We start from the raw sequence: 24256 nt of genomic DNA on the forward strand, positions 1-24256 counted from the left end.
AATGTGCACGCTGTTGAGTTCTCAAGGACCAGACGCACCCCCCGCTCGACCCCGTGAAGAGGTTCCGCCAGAGAGGCTTGGTGTTCTTGGTTGTGCCACCGGTCGTTCGTCGGACCAGAGGTCCTGTGGCTCATCCCGAGGGAGAGAACCGGTGGAGTAGTCATCCTAGGCGTCGAAGCGATCCAGCGCAAGGCCGGTTCTGAACTCCAGTGGAGGATGGTCCCGCTTGAGGGCCGACGTGCTCTGGGCTTTCGCTCCAGCCGCTCCGCCGCACCTTTGGGGTGACGAGAGGAAACATTACGCAGGGCTGGGCCGGAGCGCCAACTCCCCCCACATCCCGGGCGTGTCGCGTTCTGCAACACGACGGCCCCGGACGCAGCGATGCCCGGCCCCCACCAGGGAACCGGGCATCGACGGACGAGCAGATCAGGCGAGCGTCACGCCGGCGAGGGTCTTCTTGCCCCGACGGAGCACGAGCACGCCGCCGGGCAGCGCCAGGTCCGAGAGCGCGACGGTCGGGTCCTCGGCGCGGGCGTTGTTCACGTACACGCCGCCCTGGTCGATCGCGCGCCGGGCCTCTCCGAGGGACTTCACGAGTTCGGTGTCGACCAGGGCACGCGCCACGTCGACGTCGCCGGGCAGCTCCACCGAGCCCGGCAGTTCGGCGATCGCCGACCGCAGGGTCCCGGCGTCGAGCGAGCCGAGGTCACCGTTGCCGAAGAGCGCCGCCGACGCGTCGATGACCGCCTCCGTCGCCTCGACCCCGTGCACCACCGCGGTCACCTCGAACGCGAGGGTCCGTTGCGCCTCGCGCCGGAAGGGCTCGTCGGCGACGGCCTGCTCGAGGCGCTCGATCTCCGCACGCGACAGGAACGTGAACTGCCGCAGCCGGGCGATGACGTCCGCGTCCGCCGTGTTGAGCCAGAACTGGTAGAACGCGTACGGCGACGTCATCTCCGGGTCGAGCCAGATCGCGTTGCCCTCGCTCTTGCCGAACTTCGTGCCGTCGGAGTTCGTGATGAGGGGCGTCCCCAGCGCGTGCACCGAGGCACCCTCGGTCCGCCGGATGAGTTCCGTCCCCGACGTCAGGTTGCCCCACTGGTCCGAGCCGCCGGTCTGGAGCGTGCACCCGTACTGCAGGAACAGCTCGCGGTAGTCCAGCCCCTGGAGGATCTGGTAGCTGAACTCGGTGTAGCTGATGCCCGCGTCGGAATTGAGCCGTGCGGCGACGGCGTCCTTCTTGAGCATCGAGTTGACGCGGAAGTACTTGCCGATGTCGCGCAGGAAGTCGATCGCCGAGAGCGGTGCGGTCCAGTCGAGGTTGTTCACCAGGCGGACGCCGTTGTCACCGTCGGGGCTGAGGAACCGGGACACCTGCCCCTGCAGGCGCGTCACCCACTCCGCCACGGTCTCGCGGGTGTTGAGGGTGCGTTCCGCCGTCGGGCGCGGATCACCGATCAGGCCGGTCGAGCCGCCCACCAGCGCCAGGGGCTTGTGTCCGGCCAGTTGGATGCGGCGCATGGTGAGCAGTTGCAGCAGGTTGCCGCAGTGCAGGGACGCGGCCGTCGGGTCGAAGCCGCAGTAGTACGTGATCGGCTCGCCGTCGAGGGCCTCCTTGAGTGCCGTCTCGTCGGTGGAGACGTGCACCAGATCACGCCAGCGCAGTTCGTCCCAGACCGAAGCGAAGGTCGGGTCGTTCTGCTGGCGCGTCAGGACATCGTGAGCGGATTCACTGGACACCAGACCATCGTAGCGGCGCGGGTGAACCGGGAGGCGCGGTGCAGGTCCGTCAGTCGAGGGCACCCTTGTGACGGCGGTACGTCGACACCGTCGGGTCGCCGGTGAGCCAGAAGCGCCAGGGGAACCCCGCGCCGCCGGCGATGCCGCCGACGCCGGTCCGCGGCCCGCGCGAGATCCGCGGGACCGGACCGAACCCCGCCGGGCCGGGGAGGGTCTCGGACAGGAGTTCCTCGACGACGCGGGCCGGCCCGACGGAGGCGAGCCGCGCCTCCAGGCCGGGAGCCACCGTGAGCACGTACGGGCCGGAACCGTCGAGGAGCCGGGTGCCGTCGTCCTCGCCGAGCACGGCGCCGAGGGCGACACCGAGGTTGCCGGGACCGCGCGCCAGGGCGACGTCCGGGACGGACGGCCCGCGGCGGTCCCGCGCTGTCACGACCCCGTCGACGACCTCGGCGCCGCGCAGGAGTGCGCCGGAGGAGGTGCCCTCCGGAGCACTGACCACGTTGACGCACGTGTGGATGCCGTAGGACCGGTAGGCGTAGAGCGTGCCGGGCGGCCCGAACAGATGCCGGTTGCGCGGTGTCGGACCGCGGTGTCCGTGGGAACCGGGGTCGGTCGGGCCGAAGTACGCCTCGACCTCGGTGATGCGCAGGGTCACGCCCTTGCCCGCGATCGTCGCGCCGAGCAGCGCCGGTGCGGAAACCGGCGCCGGCTCGGACAGCAGGGCGAGCACCCCGGCGGACACGTCGGTCATCGGGTGAACGGCACGCCCTCCGCGAGGTCCCGGACACGGCGCGTCAGTGCGGCGAGCTGCTCGGCGACACGGTCGGGAGCGGTGCCGCCCACGCCGGAGCGGGAGGCGACGCTGCCCTCGATCGTGAGCACGCCGCGCACTTCGGGGGTGAGGTGCTCCGACACGGCGCGGTACTCGTCGTCCGTCGGGTCGTCGAGGTCGATGCCACGCTCCTCGCAGTACCGGACCAGCGCCCCGGAGATCTCGTGGGCGTCCCGGAACGGCACACCCTGACGGACCAGCCACTCGGCGACGTCGGTGGCGAGCGAGAAGCCCTGCGGTGCCAGCTCCGCCATCCGGTCGGTGTCGAACGACAGCGTCGCGACCATGCCGGTGAACGCCGGCAGCAGGACCTCGAGCTGGGCGACGGAGTCGAAGACGGGCTCCTTGTCCTCCTGCAGGTCGCGGTTGTAGGCCAGCGGGAGGCCCTTCAACGTCGCGAGCAGACCGGTCAGGTTGCCGATGAGCCGACCGGACTTGCCCCGCGCGAGCTCGGCGATGTCCGGGTTCTTCTTCTGCGGCATGATGCTCGACCCGGTCGAGAACGCGTCGTGGAGGCGGACGAAGCCGAACTCCTTCGTGTTCCAGAGGATGATCTCCTCCGCCAGGCGCGAGACGTCGATGCCGATCTGCGCGAGGACGAACGCGAACTCCGCGACGACGTCCCGCGCGGCGGTCGCGTCGATCGAGTTGTCGAGCGGCCGCGCGAAGCCGAGCTCGTGGGCGATGGCGGTCGGGTCGAGACCGAGCGAGCTGCCGGCCAGTGCTCCGGCGCCGTACGGGCTGACGCTCGCACGGTCGGCCCAGTCGCGGAGGCGCTCGAGGTCGCGGACGAGCGGCCACGCGTGTGCGAGCAGGTGGTGGGCGAGGAGGACCGGCTGCGCGTGCTGCAGGTGCGTGCGACCCGGCATGATCGCACCGGGGTGCTCGTTCGCCTGCTGCGAGATCGCGTCGACGAGGTCGATCACGAGGTGCCCGATGCGGCGCCCGTGGTCGAGCATGTGCATCCGACCGAGGGTGGCGATCTGGTCGTTCCGGCTGCGGCCCGCGCGGAGCTTGCCACCGAGCTCGGGACCGAGGTCGGCGATGAGGAGGCGTTCGAGGGCGCCGTGCACGTCCTCGTCGCTGTCGTCCGGCCGGAGCTCACCCGTGGCGTGCTGCTCGAGCAGGCGGTCGAGGCCGGCGAGCATCCGGTCGAGCTCGTCGGCGGACAGGTACCCGGCGGTGTGCAGCGCACGGGCGTGGGCGCGGGAGCCGGCGATGTCGTACGGGGCGAGCTGCCAGTCGAACTGCGTCGAACGGGAGAGGGCGGCGAGTTCGGCGCTCGGGCCGTCCGCGAAGCGGCCACCCCAGAGGGCGCCCGTGTTGGTGGCGTCGGTCTTGGCTGCCGGCTGGTTCGCGTCGGTCACGTGTCGGTCCCTCGTCGTCGTCGTTCGGTGGTGGTGCTCGGTGCGTTCGTGGTCGTGCTCGGTGCGTTCGTGGTGGTGCTCTGGGTTGCTCGGTCAGTTGGCGCGGTCGCGGCGGGCGGCGACCCGGCTCGGCAGCGACCAGACGTCGGTGAAGCCCTCGGCCGACGATCGGCCGCCACCGCCATCGCTCGCGTCGGCGGTCGCCAGGTCGAAGTCGTAGAGGCTCTGGCTCGACCGCCGACCGGTGACGACCGCGCGACCGCCGTGCAGCTGCAGCCGGACGTCCCCCGACACGTGCAGCTGGGTGTGGTCGATGAAGGCGTCGAGGCTGCGCTTCAGCCCGCCGAACCACAGGCCGTCGTGGACCAAGTCGGCCCACTCCGCCTCCACCCCGCGCTTCCAGCGGAGGACGTCGCGCTCGAGCGTGAGGTCCTCGAGCGCCTCGTGCGCTGTGATGAGTGCGGTCGCGGCCGGGGCTTCGGACACCTCGCGCGACTTGATGCCGACCACACGGTCCTCCACGACGTCGATCCGGCCGACACCGTGCTTGCCCGCGAGGGCGTTGAGCTCCTGGACGACACGCAACACGCTGAAGCGCTGCCCGTCGATGGCGACCGGGATGCCCTGCTCGAAGGTGAGGACCACCTCGTCGGGGTCGCGCGGGACGGTCGGGTCCTGGGTGGTGGCGTAGAGGTCCTCGGGCGGTGCCGTCCAGGGGTCTTCGAGGGGTCCGCCCACGACCGACCGGCCCCAGACGTTCTGGTCGGTCGAGGTGGGCGGCTCCCCGGCGGACGCGCGCGCGGTCGCCTCGCCGCGCGCCGGCGGGAGGTCCCGCAGCGGTGCGAGCGTGGTCAGGTCGGGGGCGATGGCCGCGACCGCCGCTGCGAACCGCACCTGGTCGTTGCCCCGGCCGGTGCACCCGTGCGCGACGCTGTCCGCCCCGAACTGCTTCGCGGTGAGGGCGAGGTGCTTCGCGATGAGCGGCCGGCTCAACGCCGACACCAGCAGGGAGCGCTTCTGGTGCAGCGCGTTCGCCTTGATCGCCGGTGCGATGTGGTCGTCCGCGAACTCGTCCTTCGCGTCCACGACGATCGACTCGACCGCGCCGGCGTCGAGGGCACGCCGGCGGACGGCCTCGAGGTCCTCGCCGGTCTGGCCGACGTCGACCACGAGCGCGACGACGTCCTTGCCGGTGGACTCGCGCAGCCGGCCGACGCCGACCGAGGTGACGCGGCCGCCGGAGGAAGCGAGGACGACGCGGTCTGCCACGGGATCCCCTCGGTCAGACGGCCGCGCTGGTCGCGCTGGTCGCACCCGCTGCGCTGGGCGCGCCCGCTGCGCTGGTCGCGCCCGCTGCGCTGGTCGCGCCCGTCGCGCTGGTCGCGCCCGTCGCGTTCGCGGCGAGGAGCCAGGCGAGGAGTGCCTTCTGGGCGTGCAGACGGTTCTCCGCCTCGTCCCAGATGATGCTCCGCGGACCGTCGATCACCTCGGCGGTGACCTCGAAGCCCCGGTCGGCCGGCAGGCAGTGCATGAACACCGCGTCGTCGGCAGCGTGCGCCATCAGGTCGTCGTCCACGCGGTAGCCGCTGAAGGTGTCGAGTCGCGACTGCTTCTCGTCCTCCTTGCCCATCGACACCCAGGTGTCGGTGACCACGACGTCCGCGCCGGCGACCGCGGCGACCGGGTCGGTCACGACGAGCACGGATCCGCCGGTCTCGGCAGCGCGGTGCTCGGCGTCCGTGACCACGTCGGCCGCCGGGGAGAACTCGGCCGGAGCGGCGACGCGGACGTGCATGCCGGCCGTGGCTCCGGCGAGGAGGTACGACTGCGCCATGTTGCTCGCACCGTCGCCGATGAACGCCACGGTCTGGCCGGCGAGGGTCCCGCGGTGCTCCCGGATGGTGAGGAGGTCGGCGAGGAGCTGGCACGGGTGGAAGTCGTCGGACAGGGCGTTCACCACGGGGACGCTCGTGTTCGCGGCCATCTCCTCGAGCCCGGCCTGACCGTAGGTGCGCCAGACGATCGCCGACACCATGCGCTCGAGCACGCGCGCGGTGTCGGACGGGGTCTCCTTGCCGCCGAGCTGGCTGTTCGCCGTCGAGATGATGAGCGGGCTGCCGCCGAGGTCGGAGATGCCGACGTGGAAGGACACCCGGGTCCGGGTCGAGGACTTGTCGAAGATCACCGCGACGCTCTGCGGGCCTGCGAGCGGCTTCGCGCCCCAGCGGTCCGCCTTCATCTGCTCGGCGAGGTCGAGGATCGCGGACTGCTCGGCCTGGCTGAGGTCGTCGTCGCGGAGGAAGTGGCGGGTCATGCGGAGGTCTCCTGGGGTGCGGTGCCCTGCTCGACGGCGCCGTGCTCGGCGGCGACGGCGGCGAGGCTCTCGCCGAGGATCGACAGGAACTCGTCGATCTCGGCGTCGGACACGATGAGCGGCGGCGCGAGGCGCAGGCTCGACTCGTTCGGGGCGTTGATGATGAGACCGCGCTCGAGCGCGGCGGCGTTGACGGCGGCGGCGACCGGGCCGGTCAGGCCGACACCGATGAGCAAGCCGGTCCCCCGGACCTCCTCGACCAGCGGGGAGCCGATGCTCGCGATGCCGGCACGGATCCGCTCGCCCTTCGTCACGGCACCGGCGACGAGGTCGGCCCGTTCGATCTCGGCGAGGACGGCGTTGGCGACGCGGGTGCCGAGCGGGTTGCCGCCGAAGGTCGACCCGTGCTGACCGGCGGAGAACAGGTCGGACGCCCACCCGAACGTCACGAGCGCGCCGATCGGGAAGCCGCCGGCGATGCCCTTCGCGATCGTGATCGCGTCGGGGGTGAAGCCGTGGCCCTGGTAGGTGAACCAGTTCCCGGTCCGGCCGACTCCCGTCTGGATCTCGTCGAGGATGAACAGCGCGCCGTGCTCCTCGGTCAGGCGGCGAGCGGCGAGCAGGAAGCCCTCCGGCAGGTCGACCACGCCGGCCTCGCCCTTGATCGGCTCGACGATCAGCGCGGCGACGGTGTCGTCGATCGACTCCTCGAGTGCGGCGACGGTGGAGTCGATGTGCTCGACCCCCGGCACCATCGGCAGGAAGTCCTCCTGCAGCGCGGGCTTGCCGGTGAGCGCGAGGGCACCCATGGTGCGGCCGTGGAAGCCCTGCTTCAGCGCGAGGATGCGGGTGCGACGGCCGTCGGCGCCCTTGTTGAGGCGGGCGAGCTTGAACGCGGCTTCGTTCGCCTCGGCACCGGAGTTCCCGAAGTACACCCGGCCCGCGTCGCCGGCACCCGTGATGCGCTTGAGGCGCTCCGCGAGCTCGAGCTGCGGCGGGGTGGCGAAGTAGTTCGACACGTGCACGAGCTTCGCGGCCTGGTCGGTGATCGCCTCGACCAGGGCGGGGTGCGCGTGGCCGAGCGAGTTCACCGCGATGCCGGCGAGGAAGTCGAGGTACTCGTTGCCGTCGACGTCCCAGACGCGGCAGCCCTGCCCGCGCTCCAGCATGATCTTCGGCGGGGTCAGGGATCGCATCAGCGACGCCCCGAACCGGTCGTTCCAGGCGTCGGTCTGCGTCTCGGTGCTCACTGCTCGGATCCCTCTCCGGTCGTGTCGGCTTCGTGCTTGCCCGCGGTGCTCGTCGGCGCCGCGACGCGACGACCGATCTCCGCGTGGGTCATCTGGTTCTCGGTGCGACGGCTCGGGTCCGGGATCACCTCGGTGCCCGCGCCCCGCAGGGTGAAGACCTCGAGGAGGATCGAGTGCGGGATCCGCCCGTCGATGATGGTGGCGCCGCCGACCCCGCCGACCACGGCGTCGAGGCACGCGGTCATCTTCGGGATCATCCCCGACTCGAGCGACGGGAGGAGCTCCCGCAGTTCCTCGACCGCGATGAGGTCGACGATCGAGTCGCGGTCCGGCCAGTTCCGGTAGAGCCCCGGGACGTCGGTCAGCATCATCAGCTTCGACGCCTTGAGCGCGATCGCGAGGGCTCCGGCGGCGGCGTCCGCGTTCACGTTGAGCGCCTGGTCCGGGTGCGCGTCGTCGATCGCGATGCTCGAGACGACCGGGATGCGCCCGGCCTCGATCGCGGCGAGGACGCCCGACGGGTCGACGTGCGTGATGTCGCCGACGTGACCGAGGTCGAAGTGCTCGCCGTCCACGACGACGCCCTTCTTCTCGCCCGTGAACAGCGACCCGCCGTCACCGAAGACGCCGATGCCGAGTCCTTCGCCGTGCTCGTTCACAAGGTCGACGATCTCGCGGTTGACCTCGCCCGCGAGGACGTCGCGGACGACCGTGATCGCTTCCGTCGTCGTGACGCGGTAGCCGCCCCGGAACTCGGACTCGATGCCCTGCTCCTTGAGCGCCGCGGAGATCTGCGGGCCGCCGCCGTGCACGACGACCGGGTGGAGCCCCGCGTAGCGCAGGTAGACCATGTCCTCGGCGAACGCGCGCTTGAGGTCGTCGTTCACCATGGCGTTGCCGCCGAACTTCACGACGACGATCTTCCCCGAGAACCGCTTCAGCCACGGCAGGGACTCGATGAGCGTCGCGGCCTTGACCGCCGCGAGCTCGTGCTCTTCTTGCTTCGTGAGGTCGCCCATCAGCTGGAGTACGCGCTGTTCTCGTGGACGTAGTCGTGCGTGAGGTCGTTCGTGAGGATCGTCGCCGCGTGCGGTCCGACCCCGAGGTCGATGAGCACGTGGGTGTCCCGCGGGGTGAGGTCCACCTGGTCGCTCGGCTGGTCCGGTGCGCCGGCGTGGCAGACACGCACGCCGTTCATCGAGACGTCGACGGCGTACGGGTCGAACTCGGCGTCGGTGGTGCCGATCGCCGCGAGCACCCGGCCCCAGTTCGGGTCGTTGCCGAACACCGCCGCCTTGAACAGGTTGTTCCGCGCGACGCTGCGACCGACGGTGACCGCGTCGTCCTCGGTCGCGGCGTGCACGACCTCGATCGCGATGTCGTGGCTCGCGCCCTCGGCGTCCTGCTGCAGCTGCCGTGCCAGGTCGGCGCAGACCGCGGTCAGGGCCTCCTGGAAGTCACCGACCTCCGGCGTCACGCCGCTCGCCCCGGAGGACAGCAGCACGACGGTGTCGTTCGTGGACATGCAGCCGTCGGAGTCGACCCGGTCGAACGTCACCCGTGTGGCGGCGCGGAGTGCCTGGTCGAGCTCGTCGGACCCGAGGAGCGCGTCGGTGGTGATGACGACGAGCATCGTCGCGAGCCCGGGGGCGAGCATGCCGGCTCCCTTCGCCATGCCGCCGACGGTCCAGCCGTCCTCGGTCACGACGGACTGCTTCGGCTTCGTGTCGGTGGTCATGATCGCCGTGGCGGCGTCCGGTCCGCCGTCCGACGCGAGCGCCGCGCTCGCGAGGTCGACGCCCTTGAGGACGTTGTCGCGGAACGCCTGGTCACCGACGCCGATGAGCCCGGTCGAGCACACGACGACGTCGCCCGCTCCGACGCCGAGCGCGTCGCCGACGGCCTCGGCGGTGAGGTGGGTCGTCTGGAAGCCGAACGGACCCGTGAAGCAGTTCGCGCCTCCCGAGTTGAGGACGACCGCACGCGCGACACCGTCGCCGACCACCTGACGCGACCAGATGACGGGGTGCGCCTGCGCGCGGTTGCTGGTGAAGACGGCGGCGACCGCCGCCTCCGGCCCGTCGTTGACGACGAGCGCGACGTCGGGCTTGCCGCTCGGCTTGAGTCCGGCGGTCACGCCGGCCGCACGGAAGCCCGCTGCCGCGGTGACGCCCTGGAGGCCCGGGTCGCCCTGGGTGGACTGGCTCGCGTCGGTCACGGTGCGACTCCGTCCACGCTGAGACCGAGGGTCTCGGGGAAGCCCAGGGCGATGTTCGTCGACTGGACCGCCGCGCCGGCGGTGCCCTTGGCCAGGTTGTCGAGGGCGCTCACGGCGACGACGCGACCGGCTGCTTCGTCGACCGCGAGACCGATCAACGCGGTGTTCGCGCCGATCGTGTCGGCCACTCGGGGGAACTCGCCCTCGGGCAGGAGGTGCACGAACGGCTCGTCGGCGTAGGCCTGCTCCCAGGCGAGCCGGACGTCGCGGGCGCTCACCCCCGGGGCGAGCTTCGCGGTCGTGGTCGCGAGGATGCCCCGCGACATCGGGACCAGGACCGGCGTGAACGAGATCGTCACGTCGGATGCCCCGGCGACGGCCAGGTTCTGCTGGATCTCCGGGATGTGCCGGTGCTTCCCGCCCACGCCGTACGCACTGGCGCTGCCCATGATCTCGGACGCGAGGTAGGTGGTCGTGAGCTTCTTGCCGGCACCGCTCGGGCCGACGGCGAGGACGGCGACGATGTCGTCCGACTCGACGAGCCCGGCCTGTATGCCCGGCTGGATGCCGAGCGTCACCGCGGTGACGTTGCACCCGGGGACGGCGATCCGCTTCGTGCCGACGAGCGCGGCCCGCTGCCGACCCTGCGCCTGGATGTCGTCGACGTCGCGCCACTCGTCCGCCGAACCCGGCGTCGGGGCCGCGTGCAGAAGCTCGGGGAGGCCGTACGTCCAGGCGCCGTGGTAGTCGCCGCCGTAGAAGGCTTCCCACGCGGCCGGGTCCGTCAGGCGGTGGTCCGCGCCGCAGTCCACGACGAGTTCGTCGTCGCCGAGTTCCGCCGTGATCGCCCCGGACTGCCCGTGCGGCAGCGCGAGGAAGACCACGTCGTGCCCGCGCAGGTTCTCCGCCGTGGTCTCGACGAGGGTCAGGTGCGACAGCGAGCGGAGGTGCGGCTGCGTCGCGATGAGCGGCTGTCCGGCGTTCGAGAACGCCGTCACCGTCCTGACGTCGAACTCGGGATGAGCGGAGAGCACCCGCAGGAGCTCACCGCCCGCGTAGCCGGAGGCTCCCGCCACGGCGACGGATACGGACATGGGATTCCACCTTTGGTCGGACTGGTCGTCGAGAGAGTCGGAGGCGGCGGCCCCGGGCGGTGCTGGTCCCGATGGGATCAGTCGCGCAGGGTCGCCCCGAATCGCTCGCCGGCACGTCGGACAGCGCCGTCGCGAGCCTCGGTGGCCTCGGCAGCGGTCAGCGTGCGGTCCGTGGCGCGGAAGCGCAGCGCGAACGTCAGGGACTTCTGTCCCTCGTCCACGCCGGAGCCCCGGTAGTCGTCCACGAGCCGAGCATACTCCAAGAGGTCCCCGGCACCAGTGCGGACGGCATCCAGTACTCCGCCCGCCGGCACGTCGACGTCCACCACGAGGGAGAGGTCCTGCGTGGCCGCCGGGTAGGAGACGATCGGAGCCACCGAGACGGACTCGGGTGCTGCTGCGACCAGGGCGTCGAGGTCGAGTTCGACGACCGCGACCACGCGCGGCAGGACCGCGGCCTCGGTCAGCACGGGGAGGAGTTCGCCCGCGACGCCGACGACCGTGTCGCCCACGAGGAGCGACGCAGCACGACCGGGGTGGAGGGACGGGTGCGTGGTCTGGGCCACGGTCAGCTCGACCCCGACGGCCCAGGCGACGGCCCGGGCCACGTCGAGCGCGTCCGCGATGCCGTACGGCTCCGGCGCGGTGCCGGGCTGCTTCGCGATGCGGTTGCCCGTGAGGAGCGCCGACACGTGGAAGGGCTGCGGGGGCAGGGCCGCGTCGAGCGCAGCCAGCGTCTCGCGGTCGGGCAACGCGGCACCGGCCGGGACCGAGTCGGTGCCGAGCGTCTCGCCCTGCACCGGGAGGAACACGCGCGACGTCTCGTACAGCGCGACGTCGACGAGGCCGCGCGAGACGTTGCGGCGCGCTGCCTCGACGAGGGCCGGGAGCCCGCTGCGGCGCAGGAGGCTCTGGTCGCTGTCGAGAGCGTTGGCCAGCACGACGCTCGGGCCGCCGGCGCCGTCGATGCCGGGGTACGCGTCCTGCGTGGCCTCGGACACGAACGGTGCCGTGACGACCTCGACCAGGCCGTCGGCGGCCAGGGCCGCGGCCACCCGTCGGCGCGCCTGCTGGTGGCCGGTGAGACCGCGTCCGGGCGGGGCCACGGGCAGCACGCTCGGGATGCGGTCGTAGCCGACGATGCGCGCGACCTCTTCCACCAGCGTGGTGTCGTCGGTGAGGTCCGGACGCCAGGTCGGTGGCGTGACGACGAGCAGGTCGCCGTCGACGTCGACCGTGGCCCCGATCGCACGGAGGGTGTCGATGACCTCGGCGTCGGTGTACTCCACGCCGATGAGCTCGGCCGGACGGGAGGTGCGCATGGTGACGACCGGACGCGGAGTGGTGTCGACGAGCGTCGAGCCCAGGGCATCGGCCGTCCCGCCGGCGAGCTCGACGAGGAGGTCGACGGCGCGGCCGGCTGCCGCTTCGGCGACGAGCGGGTCGACACCGCGCTCGAAGCGCCGCGACGCCTCGCTCGGCAGCTTGTGCCGACGGGCGGTGCGGGCGATGGAGACCTGGTCGAAGCCGGCGGCCTCGATCAGCACGTCGGTCGTGGTGTCCGAGATCTCGGTGCGGGCGCCGCCCATCACGCCGGCGAGACCGACCGGGCCGTCGTCGTCGGTGATGACGAGGTCTTCCGGGTCGAGCGTGCGCTGCACGTCGTCGAGGGTCGTCAAGCGCTCCCCCGCCGTGGCACGACGGACACCGAGGCCGCCCTGCACCTTCGCGAGGTCGTACCCGTGCAGGGGCTGGCCGAGCTCGAACATGACGTAGTTCGTGATGTCGACGGGCAGCGAGATCGACCGCACCCCGGCGAGTGCGAGGCGCGAGACCATCCAGGCCGGCGTCGTCGCGGTCGGGTCGATCCCCCGGACGACCCGGGTGACGAACGTGTGTGCGCCGACACGGCCGCGGATCGGGGCGCGGTCGTCGATCGTCACGGAGAAGCCCTCGGCCGTGCGCGGCGTGACGCGTTCGGCCGGGTCGTGGAAGGTCGCGCCGGTCGCGTGGGAGTACTCGCGCGCCACCCCGCGCATGCTCATCACGTAGCCGCGGTCGGGTGTGACGTTGATCTCCACCGCCGCGTCGTCGAGGCCGAGCAGCGCGATGGCGTCCGCACCGACCTCCGGCTCCATGCCGAGGTCGGCGAAGCGCAGGATGCCGTCGTGCTCGTCACCGAGACCGAGCTCGCGGGCCGAGGCGATCATGCCGTCGGACACGTGGCCGTAGGTCTTCCGGGCGGCGATCGGGAACGGTCCGGGGAGGACGGCTCCGGGCAGGGTCACGACGACGAGGTCACCCACGTCGAAGTTGTGCGCGCCGCAGACGATGCCGCGGGGCTCGCTCTCGCCCACGTCGACCTGGCACCAGTTGATCGTCTTGCCGTTCTTCTGCGGCTCGGGCTCGCGCTCGAGCACGCGGCCGACGACGACCGGCCCGGTGAGGTCGTAGGTGTGGACGTCCTCTTCCTCGAAGCCCACCGACACGAGCGCCGCGTGGACGTGCTCGAGGGTGACGTCGTCGGGCAGGTCGACGGACTCGCCGAGCCAACGGAGTGGGACGCGCATCAGACCACCGTTCCGAACTGCTGCGAGAAGCGGATGTCGCCCTCGAGGAAGTCACGCATGTCGTTCAGGCCGTTGCGGAACTGCAGCGTCCGCTCGATGCCCATGCCGAACGCGAAGCCCTGGTACTCGGCGGGGTCGATGCCCGCCGACCGCAGGACGTTGGGGTTGACCATGCCGCAGCCACCCCACTCGACCCACCGCGCGCCGCCCTTGGCGTTCGGCTGCCAGACGTCCATCTCGGCGCTGGGCTCGGTGAACGGGAAGTAGTTCGGCCGGAGCCGGATCTGCGCTTCGGCGCCGAACATCTGCCGGGCGAAGTGCTCGAGCGTGCCGCGCAGGTGCGCCATCGTCAGGCCCTTGTCGATCGCGATGCCCTCGACCTGGGTGAAGACCGGCAGGTGCGTGGCGTCGAGCTCGTCGGCGCGGTACACGCGGCCAGGGGCGATGACGTAGAGCGGGAGATCGCGCGTCAGGAGCGACCGGACCTGCACCGGCGAGGTGTGGGTGCGCATGACGAGGTGCCGCTCGACGGGCTCGACGAAGATCGTGTCGGCCATAGCTCGCGCCGGGTGGTCCTCGTCGAAGTTGAGCGCGTCGAAGTTGAACCACTCGTGCTCGAGCTCCGGCCCTTCCGCGACTTCCCATCCCATGCCCACGAAGATGTCGGCGACGTCCTCGTTGAGGAGCGAGAGCGGGTGCCGTGCGCCGGGCGTCCGGCGGACGGGGAGGGCGGTGACGTCCACGCGCTCGGCCTCGAGCCGGGCACGCTCCTCGGCCTCGGCGAGCACCGACTCCTGGGCGGCGATCGCCTGGTTCACCTGCCCGCGGGCCTGTCCGACGAGCTTGCCTGCGGCGGCCTTCTGCTCCGGCGGCACGCTCCGCATCGCCGCGTTCATCCGTGCCAACGGCGACTGCTCACCGGTGTGCTCGGTCCGGGCCTGCTTCAGTTCTGCGACGGTCGTCGTCGCGCGGACCGCCGCGAGGGCCCGGTCCACCGCGTCGGCGACGGCCGACTCGCTGATCTCGAGAGGTTCTGACACGAGGCCCAAGCCTACCGGCCCGTGGGATACCGCTCCCCCGTGCGGTGCGCGAACGCCGACTCGTACAGGCACACCGACGCCGCGGTCGCGAGGTTCATCGACTCGGCCTTCCCGTAGATCGGCACCTTCACGGCACGGTCGACGAGCGCGAGGTCCTCGGTGGTCAACCCGCGTGCCTCGTTGCCGAAGACCCAGGCCGTGGGGCCGTCGAGCATGCCCTCGGCCCGGACCTCGGGGAGGTCGTCGCCCGAGACGTCGGCCGCCAGGATCGTGTAGCCGAGTGCGCGGGCACGCGAGACCGCGTCGGCGAGCGTGACGCCGACCGACACCGGGACGTGGAAGAGCGAACCCGTGGTGGACCGGACGACCTTGGGGTTGTACGGGTCGACGCTCCGCCCGGTGAGGACCACTGCGTCGGCGCCGGCGGCGTCGGCCGCACGGATGATGGTGCCGGCGTTCCCGGGGTCACGCACCTCTTCCAGGATCGCGACGATCCCCGGCAGGCCGTCCCGCGCCTCCAGGCCTGCACCGGTGTCGGGGAAGACGTCCTTGACCGACGTCGGGAACTGCTGGCACACCGCGACCACGCCCTGCGGCGTGACCGTGTCGGCCATCGCGTCGAGCACCTGCTCGGTCACGAACCACGTGTCGACCGGAGCGTCGTCGAGCGCGTAGCGCGCGGCGGCCGTCGGTGTGACGTAGAGCTCGCGGAGGAGCTCCGGACGGTACTCGATCGCCTCGCGCACCGCCTGCGGTCCCTCGAGCAGGAACAGGCCCGTCTCGGCCCGGACGTCCTTCTTCGACAGCGCTGCGACGGCGCGGACGCGGCCGGCCTTGGGGTTCTCGAGGAGATCGCTCACGCCACAAGTCTCCCAGGCCGCGGGACGAACCACGGGAACGACGTCGAACCACGCGCCCGCCCCGGTTCGATGTCGGATCCGCGGTTCGACGCACCGGCCGACGCGGGAGCCCCCGGAACGACGAAACCCCCGCCGGTCCGGCGGGGGTTTCGCGAGCAGAAGGACTGACTACGCAGCCTTCGGGGCCGAGGTGTCGGCCGGGAGGGCGTTCTTCGCGGTCTCGACGAGCGCGGCGAACGTGTCGGGGTTGTTCACCGCGAGGTCCGCGAGGATGCGACGGTCGACCTCGACGCCGGCGAGACCGAGGCCCTGGATGAGGCGGTTGTAGGTCAGGCCGTTCGCACGCGAGGCAGCGTTGATGCGCTGGATCCACAGGCGACGGAACTCGCCCTTCTTCGCGTGACGGTCGCGGTACGCGTAGACGAGGGAGTGGGTGACCTGCTCCTTGGCCTTGCGGTACAGACGCGAACGCTGGCCGCGGTAGCCCTCGGCGCGCTCGAGGATGACGCGGCGCTTCTTGGCGGCGTTGACCGCTCTCTTTACTCGTGCCATTGCACTATTCCTTTACGATCCGGGGGCTCAGTGGCCGAGGAGCTTCTTGACGTTCTTCGCGTCTGCCTTGGCGAGGACCTGGTCCTCGTTCAGGCGGGCCTTGCGCTTGGCGCTCTTGACCTCGAGGTTGTGACGCATACCGGCCTGCTGCTTCATGATCTTGCCGCTACCGGTGACCTTGAAGCGCTTCTTCGACCCGGAGTGGGTCTTCTGCTTGGGCATCGTGGTGCCTTTCCGTGGGATGGATGGGGGGCCGCGTCGTTGCGGGTCGGTCGGTGGGACCTATTCGGCCGGAGCGTCCGCCGTGGCGGACTGGGCGGGGGTGTCCGCGTCGTCCTTGCCCTTGGCGGCGTGCTCCGACGCGCGACGTTCGGCCTTCTGTGCAGCGCGCTTGGCGTTCTGCTCGCCCTTGACGTCGGACTTGTTCTTGAGCGGCGCGATGATCATCGTCATGTTGCGGCCGTCCTGGGTCGGACGGGACTCGACGACGCCGAACTCGGCGATCTCCTCGGCGAACTTCTGGAGGAGACGGACACCCTGCTCGGGACGCGACTGCTCGCGACCGCGGAAGAGGATCATCGCCTTGACCTTGTCGCCACCGAGGAGGAAGCCCTCGGCGCGCTTGCGCTTGGTCTCGTAGTCGTGCACGTCGATCTTCAGGCGGAAACGGACTTCCTTGAGGTCCGTGTTCACCTGGTTGCGACGGGCTTCCTTGGCCTTCTGCGCGGCCTCGTACTTGAACTTGCCGTAGTCCATGATCTTGGCCACGGGCGGCTTCGCGTCCGGCGCGACCTCGACCAGATCCAGCTCGGCTTCCTGCGCGAGGCGCAGTGCGACGGCGATGGGGACAACGCCGACCTGCTCGCCCTGGGGTCCGACAAGACGGACCTCGGGGACGCGGATTCGGTCGTTGGTACGGGGATCGGGAATGCGGAGCTCCTTCAATCAGGTGGTGGCCGTCCGGAGCGTTTGCCCTGGACGACGGCACGAGAGAGGAGATCTGACGCACGGATCGAGACCCGTTCGGCAGCCGCCCGACGCCGACCCCTGCGGGACGGCCGACCGGTTCGTCATGGAGCACGAAGCCGGTGGAGCGGTTGGGACCCGGTAGCCTGGTGGTGCACGGCCGCGGGTGGGAGAGACTCCTCTTTCATGATGCTGTTCGACCGCCCGAAGGCGCACGGATGCATCTGCCGCGACAAAGTCTAGCAGAGGAGCACCGTGACCGACACCCCGTCCAACGCCACCGCCGGGAGCGACGAAGCCCGCGACATCGCCGAGGTGCCGGCGGTCGAACTCATCAACACCGTCGCCGTGCACCTGCTCAGCGCCGCGGCCGTCAAGGTCGGGCTGGCCGACGACCCGCAGGAGCAGACCGACCTCGACGAGGCCCGGAAGCTCATCACGGCCCTCGCCGGCCTCGTCACGGCCGCCGCGACCGAGATCGGCGACCAGCACGCGCGTCCGCTCCGGGACGGCCTGCGATCGGTGCAGCTCGCCTTCCGCGAGGCCTCGAGCATCCAGGACGCCCCGGGCGCCGGGCCGGGTGAGAAGTACACGGGTCCGGTCAACTGACCGACGCGACCCCGTGAGTCGGGACGCGACCAGCTGACGGACTGGAGGCGCGGTGCCGGCTGGCACCGCGCCTCCAGTCCGTCGTGTGCTCGCGCACCGTCCGCCGGTGCGCCGCGTGGTCAGACCGAGCTGCGCGCGACCAGCCGCGTCACCGCGGCGAGCGGGATCCCCACCCAGTCCGGACGGTTCCGGGTCTCGTAGACCACCTCGTAGACGGCCTTGTCGAGCTCGAACGCGTCGAGCAGCTCCCGGTGCGCGCGGAGGTCGGTGCCCGTGCCCCGCTGGTAGCCGTCGAGGAACGCCGATCGTGCTGCATGGGCCCAGCCGGCGGCGTCGACCGGGTCGTCGTCCTGGGCGAGGGCACCCGCGACGTAGTCGAACGACCGGAGCATGCCGGCGACGTCGCGGAGCGTGACGTCGGGCAGTGACCGTTCGTCGAGGGGGCGGAGGGGTTCGCCCTCGAAGTCGAGGAACACCCAGCCGCGGGGCTCCGGTGCCGCGAGGACCTGGCCGAGGTGCAGGTCGCCGTGGATGCGCTGGAGGTCCGGCCAGACGGCGCGTTCGGCGCGGGCGTAGACCTCGCGGACGGCGTCGACGTGTTCGGCGACGGCCGGGGCCTCTCGAGCGGCCGCGTCGAGGCGCGCGTGCATGGTGGCGATGGCGGCGGCTCGGCGGGAGTCGTCGGCCGGCTCGGTCGGCAGGGCCGTGGCGAGCGTCCGGTGGACCTCGGCGAGCGCGGCGCCGAGACGGTCGGCGTCGGGGCCGAACGCCGTGCCCGCCCGGGCGTCGCGGAGGGCCACGCGCCAGGCGTCCTCGAGGCCGGGTAGGAACTCCTGCGCGAACGCCAGGTGGCCGGTGGCGGTCCCGTCCGCCCGGCCCGCGTCGGGCCAGGAGCTGCGCAGGGCACCGAACACGCGGGGCACGCGGTCGCTGCCCGCGGCGGAGAGCGCGAGCTGGGTGGTGACGTCCGGGTTGTCGCCGTGGTGGAGGACCCGGAAGACCTTCACGATGACCTGCCCGGCCGCGTCCGTGTCGCAGATCACCGAGGTGTTCGACTGCTCGCCGCTGAGCACCCGGGACCCGGTCACGGTGCCGATGGGCCGGAGGCTCTCGTCGTCGGCGTCGATCCGGGCGGCGAGGGCGCGGACCCACTCCGTGTCGGTCGTGGCGTCGCGGAGGGATCCGTCGCCGACCCGGGTGACGGGCGCCTGGTAGAGGACGGGACCGGTGGGGGCGTCGTCGAGCACGAGCCGGGTGCCGTCCGCCTCGGCGAGGGTGCGGAGACGGGGCGTGCTGCCCTTCGCGGTGTACCAGCGCTGGTGCGCGATCCAGCCCTCGAGGGTGCGATCGGTGGGGTCGGGGGCCTTGGCGGGTGCCTCGTCGCTCATGGGGCGAACCGTACGCGCCGGTGGCTGCGCGTGCGCGACATCGTCCTCCACAGCGGGGCACCCGGGCGGATGCGTCCACAGAACGCGATGACCGGCGTGACGAGCCAGGCACCGCGGACGACACTCGTCCCCATGCAGACCCCGCCCCCGGAGCCGCACGGCCGCACCGACCCCCGACGCACCTGGCGCATCGCCGACGACCGCCGGCTGCCCGCCCTCGAGCCCTTCGCGGACGCCGTTCGGCGGCACGAGCCCGTCGTGGTCCGCGAGACGCGGTGGGACACGGACGACCGCGTCCTGGCGGCCGAGGGCGTCGAACTGCTCCGCTCCGACGCCGGGTGGTCGATCGACCGCGGCGACGGGCCGGTGCCGCTCGCGCCCGACCTGGACGGCGGGGACGGCGGGGACGGCCCCGACGACCAGGTGCCGCGCGACGCGGTCGAGGTCTTCCTCCGCGGTCGCGCGATCCGAGTCGACCGGGTGCGGGACACCTCGACGACGCTCGTCGACCTCTGCACCCTGGACGGCCGACTGCGTGCCGAGGTCGCCGACGTCCGCGTGGACGAAGGAGACCCGGACACCGCGCTGCTCCGGTCCGCCCGGTGGTGGGCGGTCAGCGACGGCGGACACACCGGCACCGTCTCGCGGGCGGCCGAGCGGGCGTTGGCGGACGCGGCCGAACCCGTCGGTGCCGGGTCGTCGCCGACCATCGGGGTCCGACCCGCTCCCCTCCGTCGGAGCAGCACGGCGAAGCGTCCGCGACGCGGCACCGCGGCGGCCGCCCTGCGCGAGGTGCTCCGGTCGTTGCGCGCCGACCTGGTCGCGGTCGACCCGCGGGTCCGGGCGGACGAGCACGAGTCGGTGCACGACTTCCGGAAGGTCCTCCGCCGGCTGCGGAGCGTGCTCGCCGCGTACCGGGGAGCGCTCGACCGCGGTGCGACGGAGACCCTGCGCGCCGAGCTGGCCGGGGTCTCGCGGATCGCGGGGGTCGCCCGCGACGCCGAGGTCCTGCGAGACCGGCTCTTCCGGACCGCGGCCCGCGCGCCGGACGGCTTCGTGGACGCGACGACCCTCGAGCGGATCGGCGCGCACGTGGAGGCGGCCCGGGTGGCGGCGGCGGCCGACCTCCGACGGGCCCTGCGCTCCTCGACGTGGTTCGACGCCCTGGACCACCTCGACGAGCTCGTCCACGCCACGCCACGGGGGCCGCACGCCGACGATGCCGCGGCGGCGTTCGCGGTGCGCCGGATCGAGCGGGAACGAGCCCGCGTCGCGACGAGCCTCGCGGGTGGGACCGACGACCTCGACCGGCTGCACGAGGTCCGGAAGGCCGCTCGTCGGTTGCGGTACGCGCTGCAGGCCGCCGGCGACGGGCCCGACCTCGGCAAGCGCCGCCTCGGGCTGCTCGAGCAGGTGCAGGAACGCCTCGGCGAGGTTCTCGACGCCACCCACGCCACCGCGGCGTACCGGGAGCTCGCGGCCGTCGCGGCAGCGCGCGGGGAGGACACGTTCGGGTACGGCGCGCTCGCGACGACGGAGCACGCGACGCTCGAGCGGGCTCGGGAGCGGGCGGCGAAGGTGCTCGCGCGTCTGGGAGGATGACCGGGTGCCGCACTACCTCGAGGACCTCGCCGCCGGACAGACCTTCACCACCCCGGGTCGCACGATCACCGAAGCGGACGTCGTGTCCTTCGCGTCGTGGACGAACGACAACAACCAGGTCCACACCGACGTCGAGTTCGCCGCGAAGACCCGGTACGGGCAGCGCATCGTGCACGGGCTGCTCGGGACCTCGCTGTGCCTCGGGCTCATCGCGCGCACGGGTGTGTTCGAGGGGTCGGCCGTGGCGCTGCTCGGCATCGACCAGTGGCGCTTCACGGCGCCGGTCTTCATCGGCGACACGCTGACCTGCGACGTCGAGATCCTGTCGACCCGGCTGACGAGCTCGGGGGCGACGGGCATCGTCGAGCGGACCGTGTCGCTCCGGAACCAGCGGGGCGAGATCGTCCAGCAGGGGCGCATGGACGTGATGGTCCTCACGCGCGCCGCCGCGATCGGCTGACCGGGCCTCGTCCCGGTCGGGGAAACAATCACGACCGCCCTCTTTACAACGATGTACAGCCGGGCCAGCATGGATGCATGAGCACGCTCGACGGCACCGTCGCCGCACCTGACACCGCCCCCTCGCCGGCCCTCCCCCTCGCCTCGCGGCAGGACGGCACGTACCCCCGCCCGCAGATGCTCCGTCCGCACTGGGCGGACCTCGACGGCACGTGGTCGTTCCGCAACGACGGCGACCACACCGGCTGGCGCGCCGGCTTCCCCGACGCCCGGGACATCGTCGTCCCGTTCCCGCCGGAGTCCGTCGCCTCTGGAATCGACGAGCCCGGGTTCCACCCCGTCGTCTGGTACTCCCGGACCATCACCCGTGCCGAGCTCGACGCCGCCGGGCTGAGCGACTCGGCCCCCCGACTCGTGCTGCACTTCGGCGCCGTCGACCACCGCGCCCGGGTCTGGATCGACGGGCAGTTCATCGGCGAGCACGAGGGCGGTCACACCCCCTTCTCGTTCGACGTCACCGAAGCCCTCGCCAGCGACCCCGATGCCGAGCACACCCTCGTGGTCCGCGCCGAGGACGACCCGCACGACCTCACGCAGCCCCGCGGCAAGCAGGACTGGCACGAGGAACCGCACGCGATCTGGTACCGCCGCACGACCGGGATCTGGCAGACCGTCTGGCTCGAGGCCGTGCCGACCGCGTCGATCCAGTACCTCCGCTGGACGAACACCGACCACGAGACCCTCCGCCTGACCGTCCGGGTCGACGGTGTCCGCGCCGGCGGCGAGCGCCTCCGCGTCGAGGCGCGCTGGGACGAGCGCGACGAGCACCTCGCCACGATCGAGACGACGCTCGGCGACACCGCGAACGAGTTCGACGTGCTCGTGCCGCTCGCCCGGCAGTCGAACGGCCAGGCCGAGGACGAACTGCACTGGACGCCCGAGACACCACGGCTCGTCGACGCGACCGTCAGCCTCCTGCCCCGTGAGGGCTCCACACCGATCGACGCGGTCTCGAGCTACTTCGGCGTCCGCACGGTCGGGACCGACGGCGGCGCGTTCCTGCTGAACGGCCGGAGCTACGACGTCCGGAGCGTCCTCAACCAGGGCTACTGGCCGGACTCCCACATCGCCGCCCCCTCCCGCGAGGCCCTCCGCCGCGAGGTCGAACTCATCAAGGAGCTCGGATTCAACGCCGCACGGAACCACCAGAAGATCGAGGACCCCCGGTTCCTCTACTGGGCGGACCGCCTCGGCATCTTCGTCTGGGGTGAGGCTCCGGGTGCGTACGCGTTCTCCCCGCGGGCCGTCCAGCGGCTCGTGCGCGAGTGGATGGACGCCGTCGAGCGCGACGCCTCCCACCCGTCGATCGTCACGTGGGTGCCCGCGAACGAGAGCTGGGGCGTGCAGCACATCGCGACCGACCCGGCGCAGCAGGCGTACGCCCGAGCGCTCGCCGACGTCACGCGGGCGATCGACCCGACGCGTCCGGTGATCTCGAACGACGGCTGGGAGCACACGAACTCCGACATCGTCACCATCCACGACTACGAGGGGGACGGCCCCCGGCTCGCGGCGACCTACGCGGACGAGACCGCCCGCACGGTGCTCGTGAACGGCATCGGGCCGGCGGACCGCCGCATCCTCGTCGGCGGAGCGGTCGACCACGGGCAGCCGGTGATGCTCACCGAGTTCGGCGGCGTGAACTACCAGCCGGGCGCGCAGCGCGAGGACGGGTGGGGGTACACCTCCGCCTCGGACGGCGACGACTGGATCGCCCGGATCACGGCGCTGTACGACGCGATCCGTGCGAGCTCGTTCCTCGCCGGGTCCTGCTACACGCAGCTGACGGACACGATGCAGGAGACGAACGGCCTGCTGAACGCGGACCGCACCCCGAAGGTGCCGATCGAGCAGATCCGGCGCGCGGTCACCGGACGCTGATCCGGGAGGCGCGGCTCGACCGGGCAGGAGGCGTCGGGTCCCGGACGTGGACCCGACGGCTCCGGCTCGCTCCCCAGGACGGGCCTGCGGCCGCCCCGGCGCACCGGGCGACGCCGCGGCGCGGCGGCGCGCGCCGCTGCTCGCCGGGCGCGACCGCGTCCTGGAGTCTGGGAGGATCGGGCGGGTGACCGACGTGGCGGGGACGACCCGCGCCTCCAGACCGGTGCTCGTGCGCCGTCTGCTGACCGGACCGCGCCGTGCCTGGACGGCGCCGCTCGCGATCTGGGCCGGGTCCCGGATCCTGAGCACCCTGCTGCTCGCGACGATGTACGTCCTGGCGACGGCGAACGGCTGGACGTTCGCGTCGTACCGGCGCGACCCGTCGTTCTTCACGTTCTCGGGGTCGTGGGACGCGTCCTTCTACCGGATCATCGCCGAGCACGGGTACCCGACGACGCTGCCCCTGGACGGTGGCGGCCACGTCGCGCCGAACCCGTGGGCGTTCCTGCCCGTCTTCCCCGTGCTCGTGCGGGCCGTGATGCCGCTCGCGGGCGGGTCGTTCTGGGTCGCGGGGGTCGTCGTGGCGACGCTCGCCGGGGCCGGGGCGTGCGTCCTGCTGTACCGACTGGTGGGCGCGGTGGGGTCCCCGGACCCGGACCGGGCACGTTGGGCGACGGCACTGTTCGCGTTCGGGCCGACCGGGTTCCTGCTGCAGGTCGCCTACGCGGAGAGCACGTTCCTGCTGCTGGTGTTCGGTGCCCTCCTCGCGCTGGTGCGGCGGCGGTACTGGCTGGTGGCGTCGCTCGGCGTCGTCGCCGCGTTCACGAAGCCCGGGGTGCTGGCGCTCGCGGTCGCGCTGGCGGTGCACCTGGTGGTGCGGTGGACGTCGGAGCGGCGGGCGCTCCCCGTCAGGGAGACCGTGGCGATCGTGGTGTCCGGGCTCGCCGTCGCAGCGGCGGGGCTGGCGTGGCCGGTGATCGCGTCGGCGGTGACGGGTCGGCCGAACGCGTACCTCGACACGGAGCTGTCGTGGTGGGTGGGGTTCGTCGGGCGGCAGCACTTCGCGCCGTTGACCCCGTGGTTCACGATGGCGTCGACGTGGCTCGGGCCGCTCGGGGTCGTGCTCGTGGTGGCGGTCCTCGCGGGAGCGGGGTGGTTCTTCGCGCGGCGCCACGTCCGGGCGCTCGGGGTGGAGGTGTGGTCGTTCGCGGCCTCGTACGGGCTCTACCTGGTGGCGGTGTTCCTGCCGCAGCAGAGCCTGCCGCGGTTGCTCATGCCGATGGCGCCGGTGCTCGGGTCAGACGTGTTCGTGGGGTCGCGGCGGCGGGCGGTGGTGTGGCTCGTGGTCGGGGTGTGCCTGCAGCCGGTGGCGGTCGTGCTGCTCTGGTTCGTCGGGTACCCCTGAGGCGGGGCGCGCGGCGCGGTCGCTCTGCGTCGAACCACGGATCCGA

Annotated in this window: 21 protein-coding genes; 5 read left to right on the forward strand and 16 right to left on the reverse strand. The window is 72.1% G+C overall.

Translation table 11 applies throughout. The features are described 5' to 3' along the window. Positions 1-426 precede the first annotated feature (426 nt). From tyrS to infC, 15 genes are all read right to left on the reverse strand, one after another. Positions 427-1740, reverse strand: coding sequence for a tyrosine--tRNA ligase (gene tyrS, locus FS825_RS18245; RefSeq protein WP_260981317.1), 1314 nt, complete (start codon positions 1738-1740; stop codon positions 427-429). Positions 1741-1789: 49 nt separating this feature from the next. Next, positions 1790-2494 carry a DNA-3-methyladenine glycosylase gene (locus FS825_RS18250; protein ID WP_144715835.1) on the reverse strand — a complete coding sequence of 235 codons (705 nt, stop codon included), beginning with the start codon at positions 2492-2494 and terminating at the stop codon, positions 1790-1792. After that, positions 2491-3942, reverse strand: coding sequence for an argininosuccinate lyase (gene argH / locus FS825_RS18255; protein WP_144715837.1), 1452 nt, complete (start codon positions 3940-3942; stop codon positions 2491-2493). Before argH ends, FS825_RS18250 begins: the two co-directional genes overlap by 4 nt. A 93-nt stretch (positions 3943-4035) precedes the next feature. Then, positions 4036-5211, reverse strand: a complete 1176-nt coding sequence (locus tag FS825_RS18260) for an argininosuccinate synthase (protein WP_144715839.1) — start codon at positions 5209-5211, stop codon at positions 4036-4038. A 13-nt stretch (positions 5212-5224) separates the two neighbouring features. After that, a complete protein-coding gene (gene argF / locus FS825_RS18265) occupies positions 5225-6256 on the reverse strand; it encodes an ornithine carbamoyltransferase (protein ID WP_260981318.1) in 1032 nt (343 codons plus the stop codon). Further along, entirely contained in the window at positions 6253-7506 is a 1254-nt protein-coding gene (locus FS825_RS18270; RefSeq protein WP_144715841.1) for an acetylornithine transaminase, read from the reverse strand. Before FS825_RS18270 ends, argF begins: the two co-directional genes overlap by 4 nt. After that, positions 7503-8525 carry an acetylglutamate kinase gene (gene argB, locus FS825_RS18275; protein ID WP_144715843.1) on the reverse strand — a complete coding sequence of 341 codons (1023 nt, stop codon included), beginning with the start codon at positions 8523-8525 and terminating at the stop codon, positions 7503-7505. The genes FS825_RS18270 and argB overlap by 4 nt, the downstream gene beginning before the upstream one ends. Continuing rightward, positions 8525-9724 (reverse strand): bifunctional glutamate N-acetyltransferase/amino-acid acetyltransferase ArgJ, encoded by a 1200-nt coding sequence (argJ, locus tag FS825_RS18280; RefSeq protein WP_144715845.1) that lies wholly within the window; start codon positions 9722-9724, stop codon positions 8525-8527. Before argJ ends, argB begins: the two co-directional genes overlap by 1 nt. Next, positions 9721-10818 (reverse strand): N-acetyl-gamma-glutamyl-phosphate reductase, encoded by a 1098-nt coding sequence (locus FS825_RS18285; protein ID WP_144715847.1) that lies wholly within the window; start codon positions 10816-10818, stop codon positions 9721-9723. The genes argJ and FS825_RS18285 overlap by 4 nt, the downstream gene beginning before the upstream one ends. A 77-nt stretch (positions 10819-10895) precedes the next feature. Continuing rightward, positions 10896-13388: a phenylalanine--tRNA ligase subunit beta gene (gene pheT, locus FS825_RS18290; RefSeq protein WP_144715849.1), complete on the reverse strand. Its 2493-nt coding sequence runs from the start codon at positions 13386-13388 to the stop codon at positions 10896-10898. Then, positions 13388-14428, reverse strand: coding sequence for a phenylalanine--tRNA ligase subunit alpha (pheS, locus tag FS825_RS18295; RefSeq protein ID WP_144715851.1), 1041 nt, complete (start codon positions 14426-14428; stop codon positions 13388-13390). Before pheS ends, pheT begins: the two co-directional genes overlap by 1 nt. An 11-nt stretch (positions 14429-14439) precedes the next feature. After that, positions 14440-15288, reverse strand: coding sequence for a TrmH family RNA methyltransferase (locus FS825_RS18300; protein ID WP_144715853.1), 849 nt, complete (start codon positions 15286-15288; stop codon positions 14440-14442). A gap of 168 nt (positions 15289-15456) precedes the next feature. Then, positions 15457-15840 carry a 50S ribosomal protein L20 gene (gene rplT, locus FS825_RS18305; RefSeq protein ID WP_144715855.1) on the reverse strand — a complete coding sequence of 128 codons (384 nt, stop codon included), beginning with the start codon at positions 15838-15840 and terminating at the stop codon, positions 15457-15459. A 27-nt stretch (positions 15841-15867) separates the two neighbouring features. Continuing rightward, on the reverse strand, positions 15868-16062 hold the full coding sequence (rpmI, locus tag FS825_RS18310) for a 50S ribosomal protein L35 (protein ID WP_022903519.1): 195 nt from the start codon (positions 16060-16062) through the stop codon (positions 15868-15870). A gap of 60 nt (positions 16063-16122) precedes the next feature. After that, positions 16123-16785 carry a translation initiation factor IF-3 gene (gene infC / locus FS825_RS18315; protein ID WP_144715857.1) on the reverse strand — a complete coding sequence of 221 codons (663 nt, stop codon included), beginning with the start codon at positions 16783-16785 and terminating at the stop codon, positions 16123-16125. A gap of 276 nt (positions 16786-17061) precedes the next feature. On the opposite strand from infC, the gene FS825_RS18320 reads away from it, so the two are divergent. Next, on the forward strand, positions 17062-17415 hold the full coding sequence (locus tag FS825_RS18320; RefSeq protein WP_144715859.1) for a DUF1844 domain-containing protein: 354 nt from the start codon (positions 17062-17064) through the stop codon (positions 17413-17415). Positions 17416-17534: 119 nt separating this feature from the next. Here FS825_RS18320 and FS825_RS18325 read toward each other — a convergent pair whose 3' ends face one another. After that, the gene (locus FS825_RS18325; RefSeq protein WP_144715861.1) at positions 17535-18803 is read right to left on the reverse strand and encodes a phosphotransferase; all 1269 of its coding nucleotides are present in this window, start codon (positions 18801-18803) and stop codon (positions 17535-17537) included. Between the two features lie 132 nt (positions 18804-18935). On the opposite strand from FS825_RS18325, the gene FS825_RS18330 reads away from it, so the two are divergent. The 4 genes from FS825_RS18330 (at position 18936) to FS825_RS18345 (ending at position 24210) form a co-directional block, all read left to right on the forward strand. Next, positions 18936-20405 (forward strand): CHAD domain-containing protein, encoded by a 1470-nt coding sequence (locus tag FS825_RS18330; RefSeq protein ID WP_186377330.1) that lies wholly within the window; start codon positions 18936-18938, stop codon positions 20403-20405. 4 nt (positions 20406-20409) lie between these two features. Next, positions 20410-20865, forward strand: coding sequence for a MaoC/PaaZ C-terminal domain-containing protein (locus tag FS825_RS18335; protein ID WP_144715865.1), 456 nt, complete (start codon positions 20410-20412; stop codon positions 20863-20865). Between the two features lie 77 nt (positions 20866-20942). Beyond that, a complete protein-coding gene (locus tag FS825_RS18340; protein ID WP_144715867.1) occupies positions 20943-22805 on the forward strand; it encodes a glycoside hydrolase family 2 protein in 1863 nt (620 codons plus the stop codon). A 184-nt stretch (positions 22806-22989) separates the two neighbouring features. Then, positions 22990-24210 (forward strand): hypothetical protein, encoded by a 1221-nt coding sequence (locus FS825_RS18345; RefSeq protein ID WP_186377331.1) that lies wholly within the window; start codon positions 22990-22992, stop codon positions 24208-24210. The last annotated feature ends 46 nt before the right edge of the window (positions 24211-24256 follow it).

This window comes from Curtobacterium pusillum, from assembly GCF_007680845.1.
Taxonomy (GTDB): Bacteria; Actinomycetota; Actinomycetes; order Actinomycetales; family Microbacteriaceae; genus Curtobacterium; species Curtobacterium pusillum_B.

Excerpts from the sequence above, each read along its gene's own strand:
- FS825_RS18340 (WP_144715867.1), top strand. The coding sequence starts at position 20,943 with ATGAGCACGCTCGACGGCACCGTCGCCGCACCTGACACCGCCCCCTCG.
- FS825_RS18285 (WP_144715847.1), bottom strand. The coding sequence starts at position 10,818 with ATGTCCGTATCCGTCGCCGTGGCGGGAGCCTCCGGCTACGCGGGCGGT.
- argB (WP_144715843.1), bottom strand. The coding sequence starts at position 8,525 with ATGGGCGACCTCACGAAGCAAGAAGAGCACGAGCTCGCGGCGGTCAAG.
- rplT (WP_144715855.1), bottom strand. The coding sequence starts at position 15,840 with ATGGCACGAGTAAAGAGAGCGGTCAACGCCGCCAAGAAGCGCCGCGTC.
- pheT (WP_144715849.1), bottom strand. The coding sequence starts at position 13,388 with ATGCGCGTCCCACTCCGTTGGCTCGGCGAGTCCGTCGACCTGCCCGAC.
- argF (WP_260981318.1), bottom strand. The coding sequence starts at position 6,256 with ATGACCCGCCACTTCCTCCGCGACGACGACCTCAGCCAGGCCGAGCAG.
- FS825_RS18325 (WP_144715861.1), bottom strand. The coding sequence starts at position 18,803 with ATGAGCGACGAGGCACCCGCCAAGGCCCCCGACCCCACCGATCGCACC.
- FS825_RS18330 (WP_186377330.1), top strand. The coding sequence starts at position 18,936 with ATGCAGACCCCGCCCCCGGAGCCGCACGGCCGCACCGACCCCCGACGC.
- rpmI (WP_022903519.1), bottom strand. The coding sequence starts at position 16,062 with ATGCCCAAGCAGAAGACCCACTCCGGGTCGAAGAAGCGCTTCAAGGTC.
- FS825_RS18250 (WP_144715835.1), bottom strand. The coding sequence starts at position 2,494 with ATGACCGACGTGTCCGCCGGGGTGCTCGCCCTGCTGTCCGAGCCGGCG.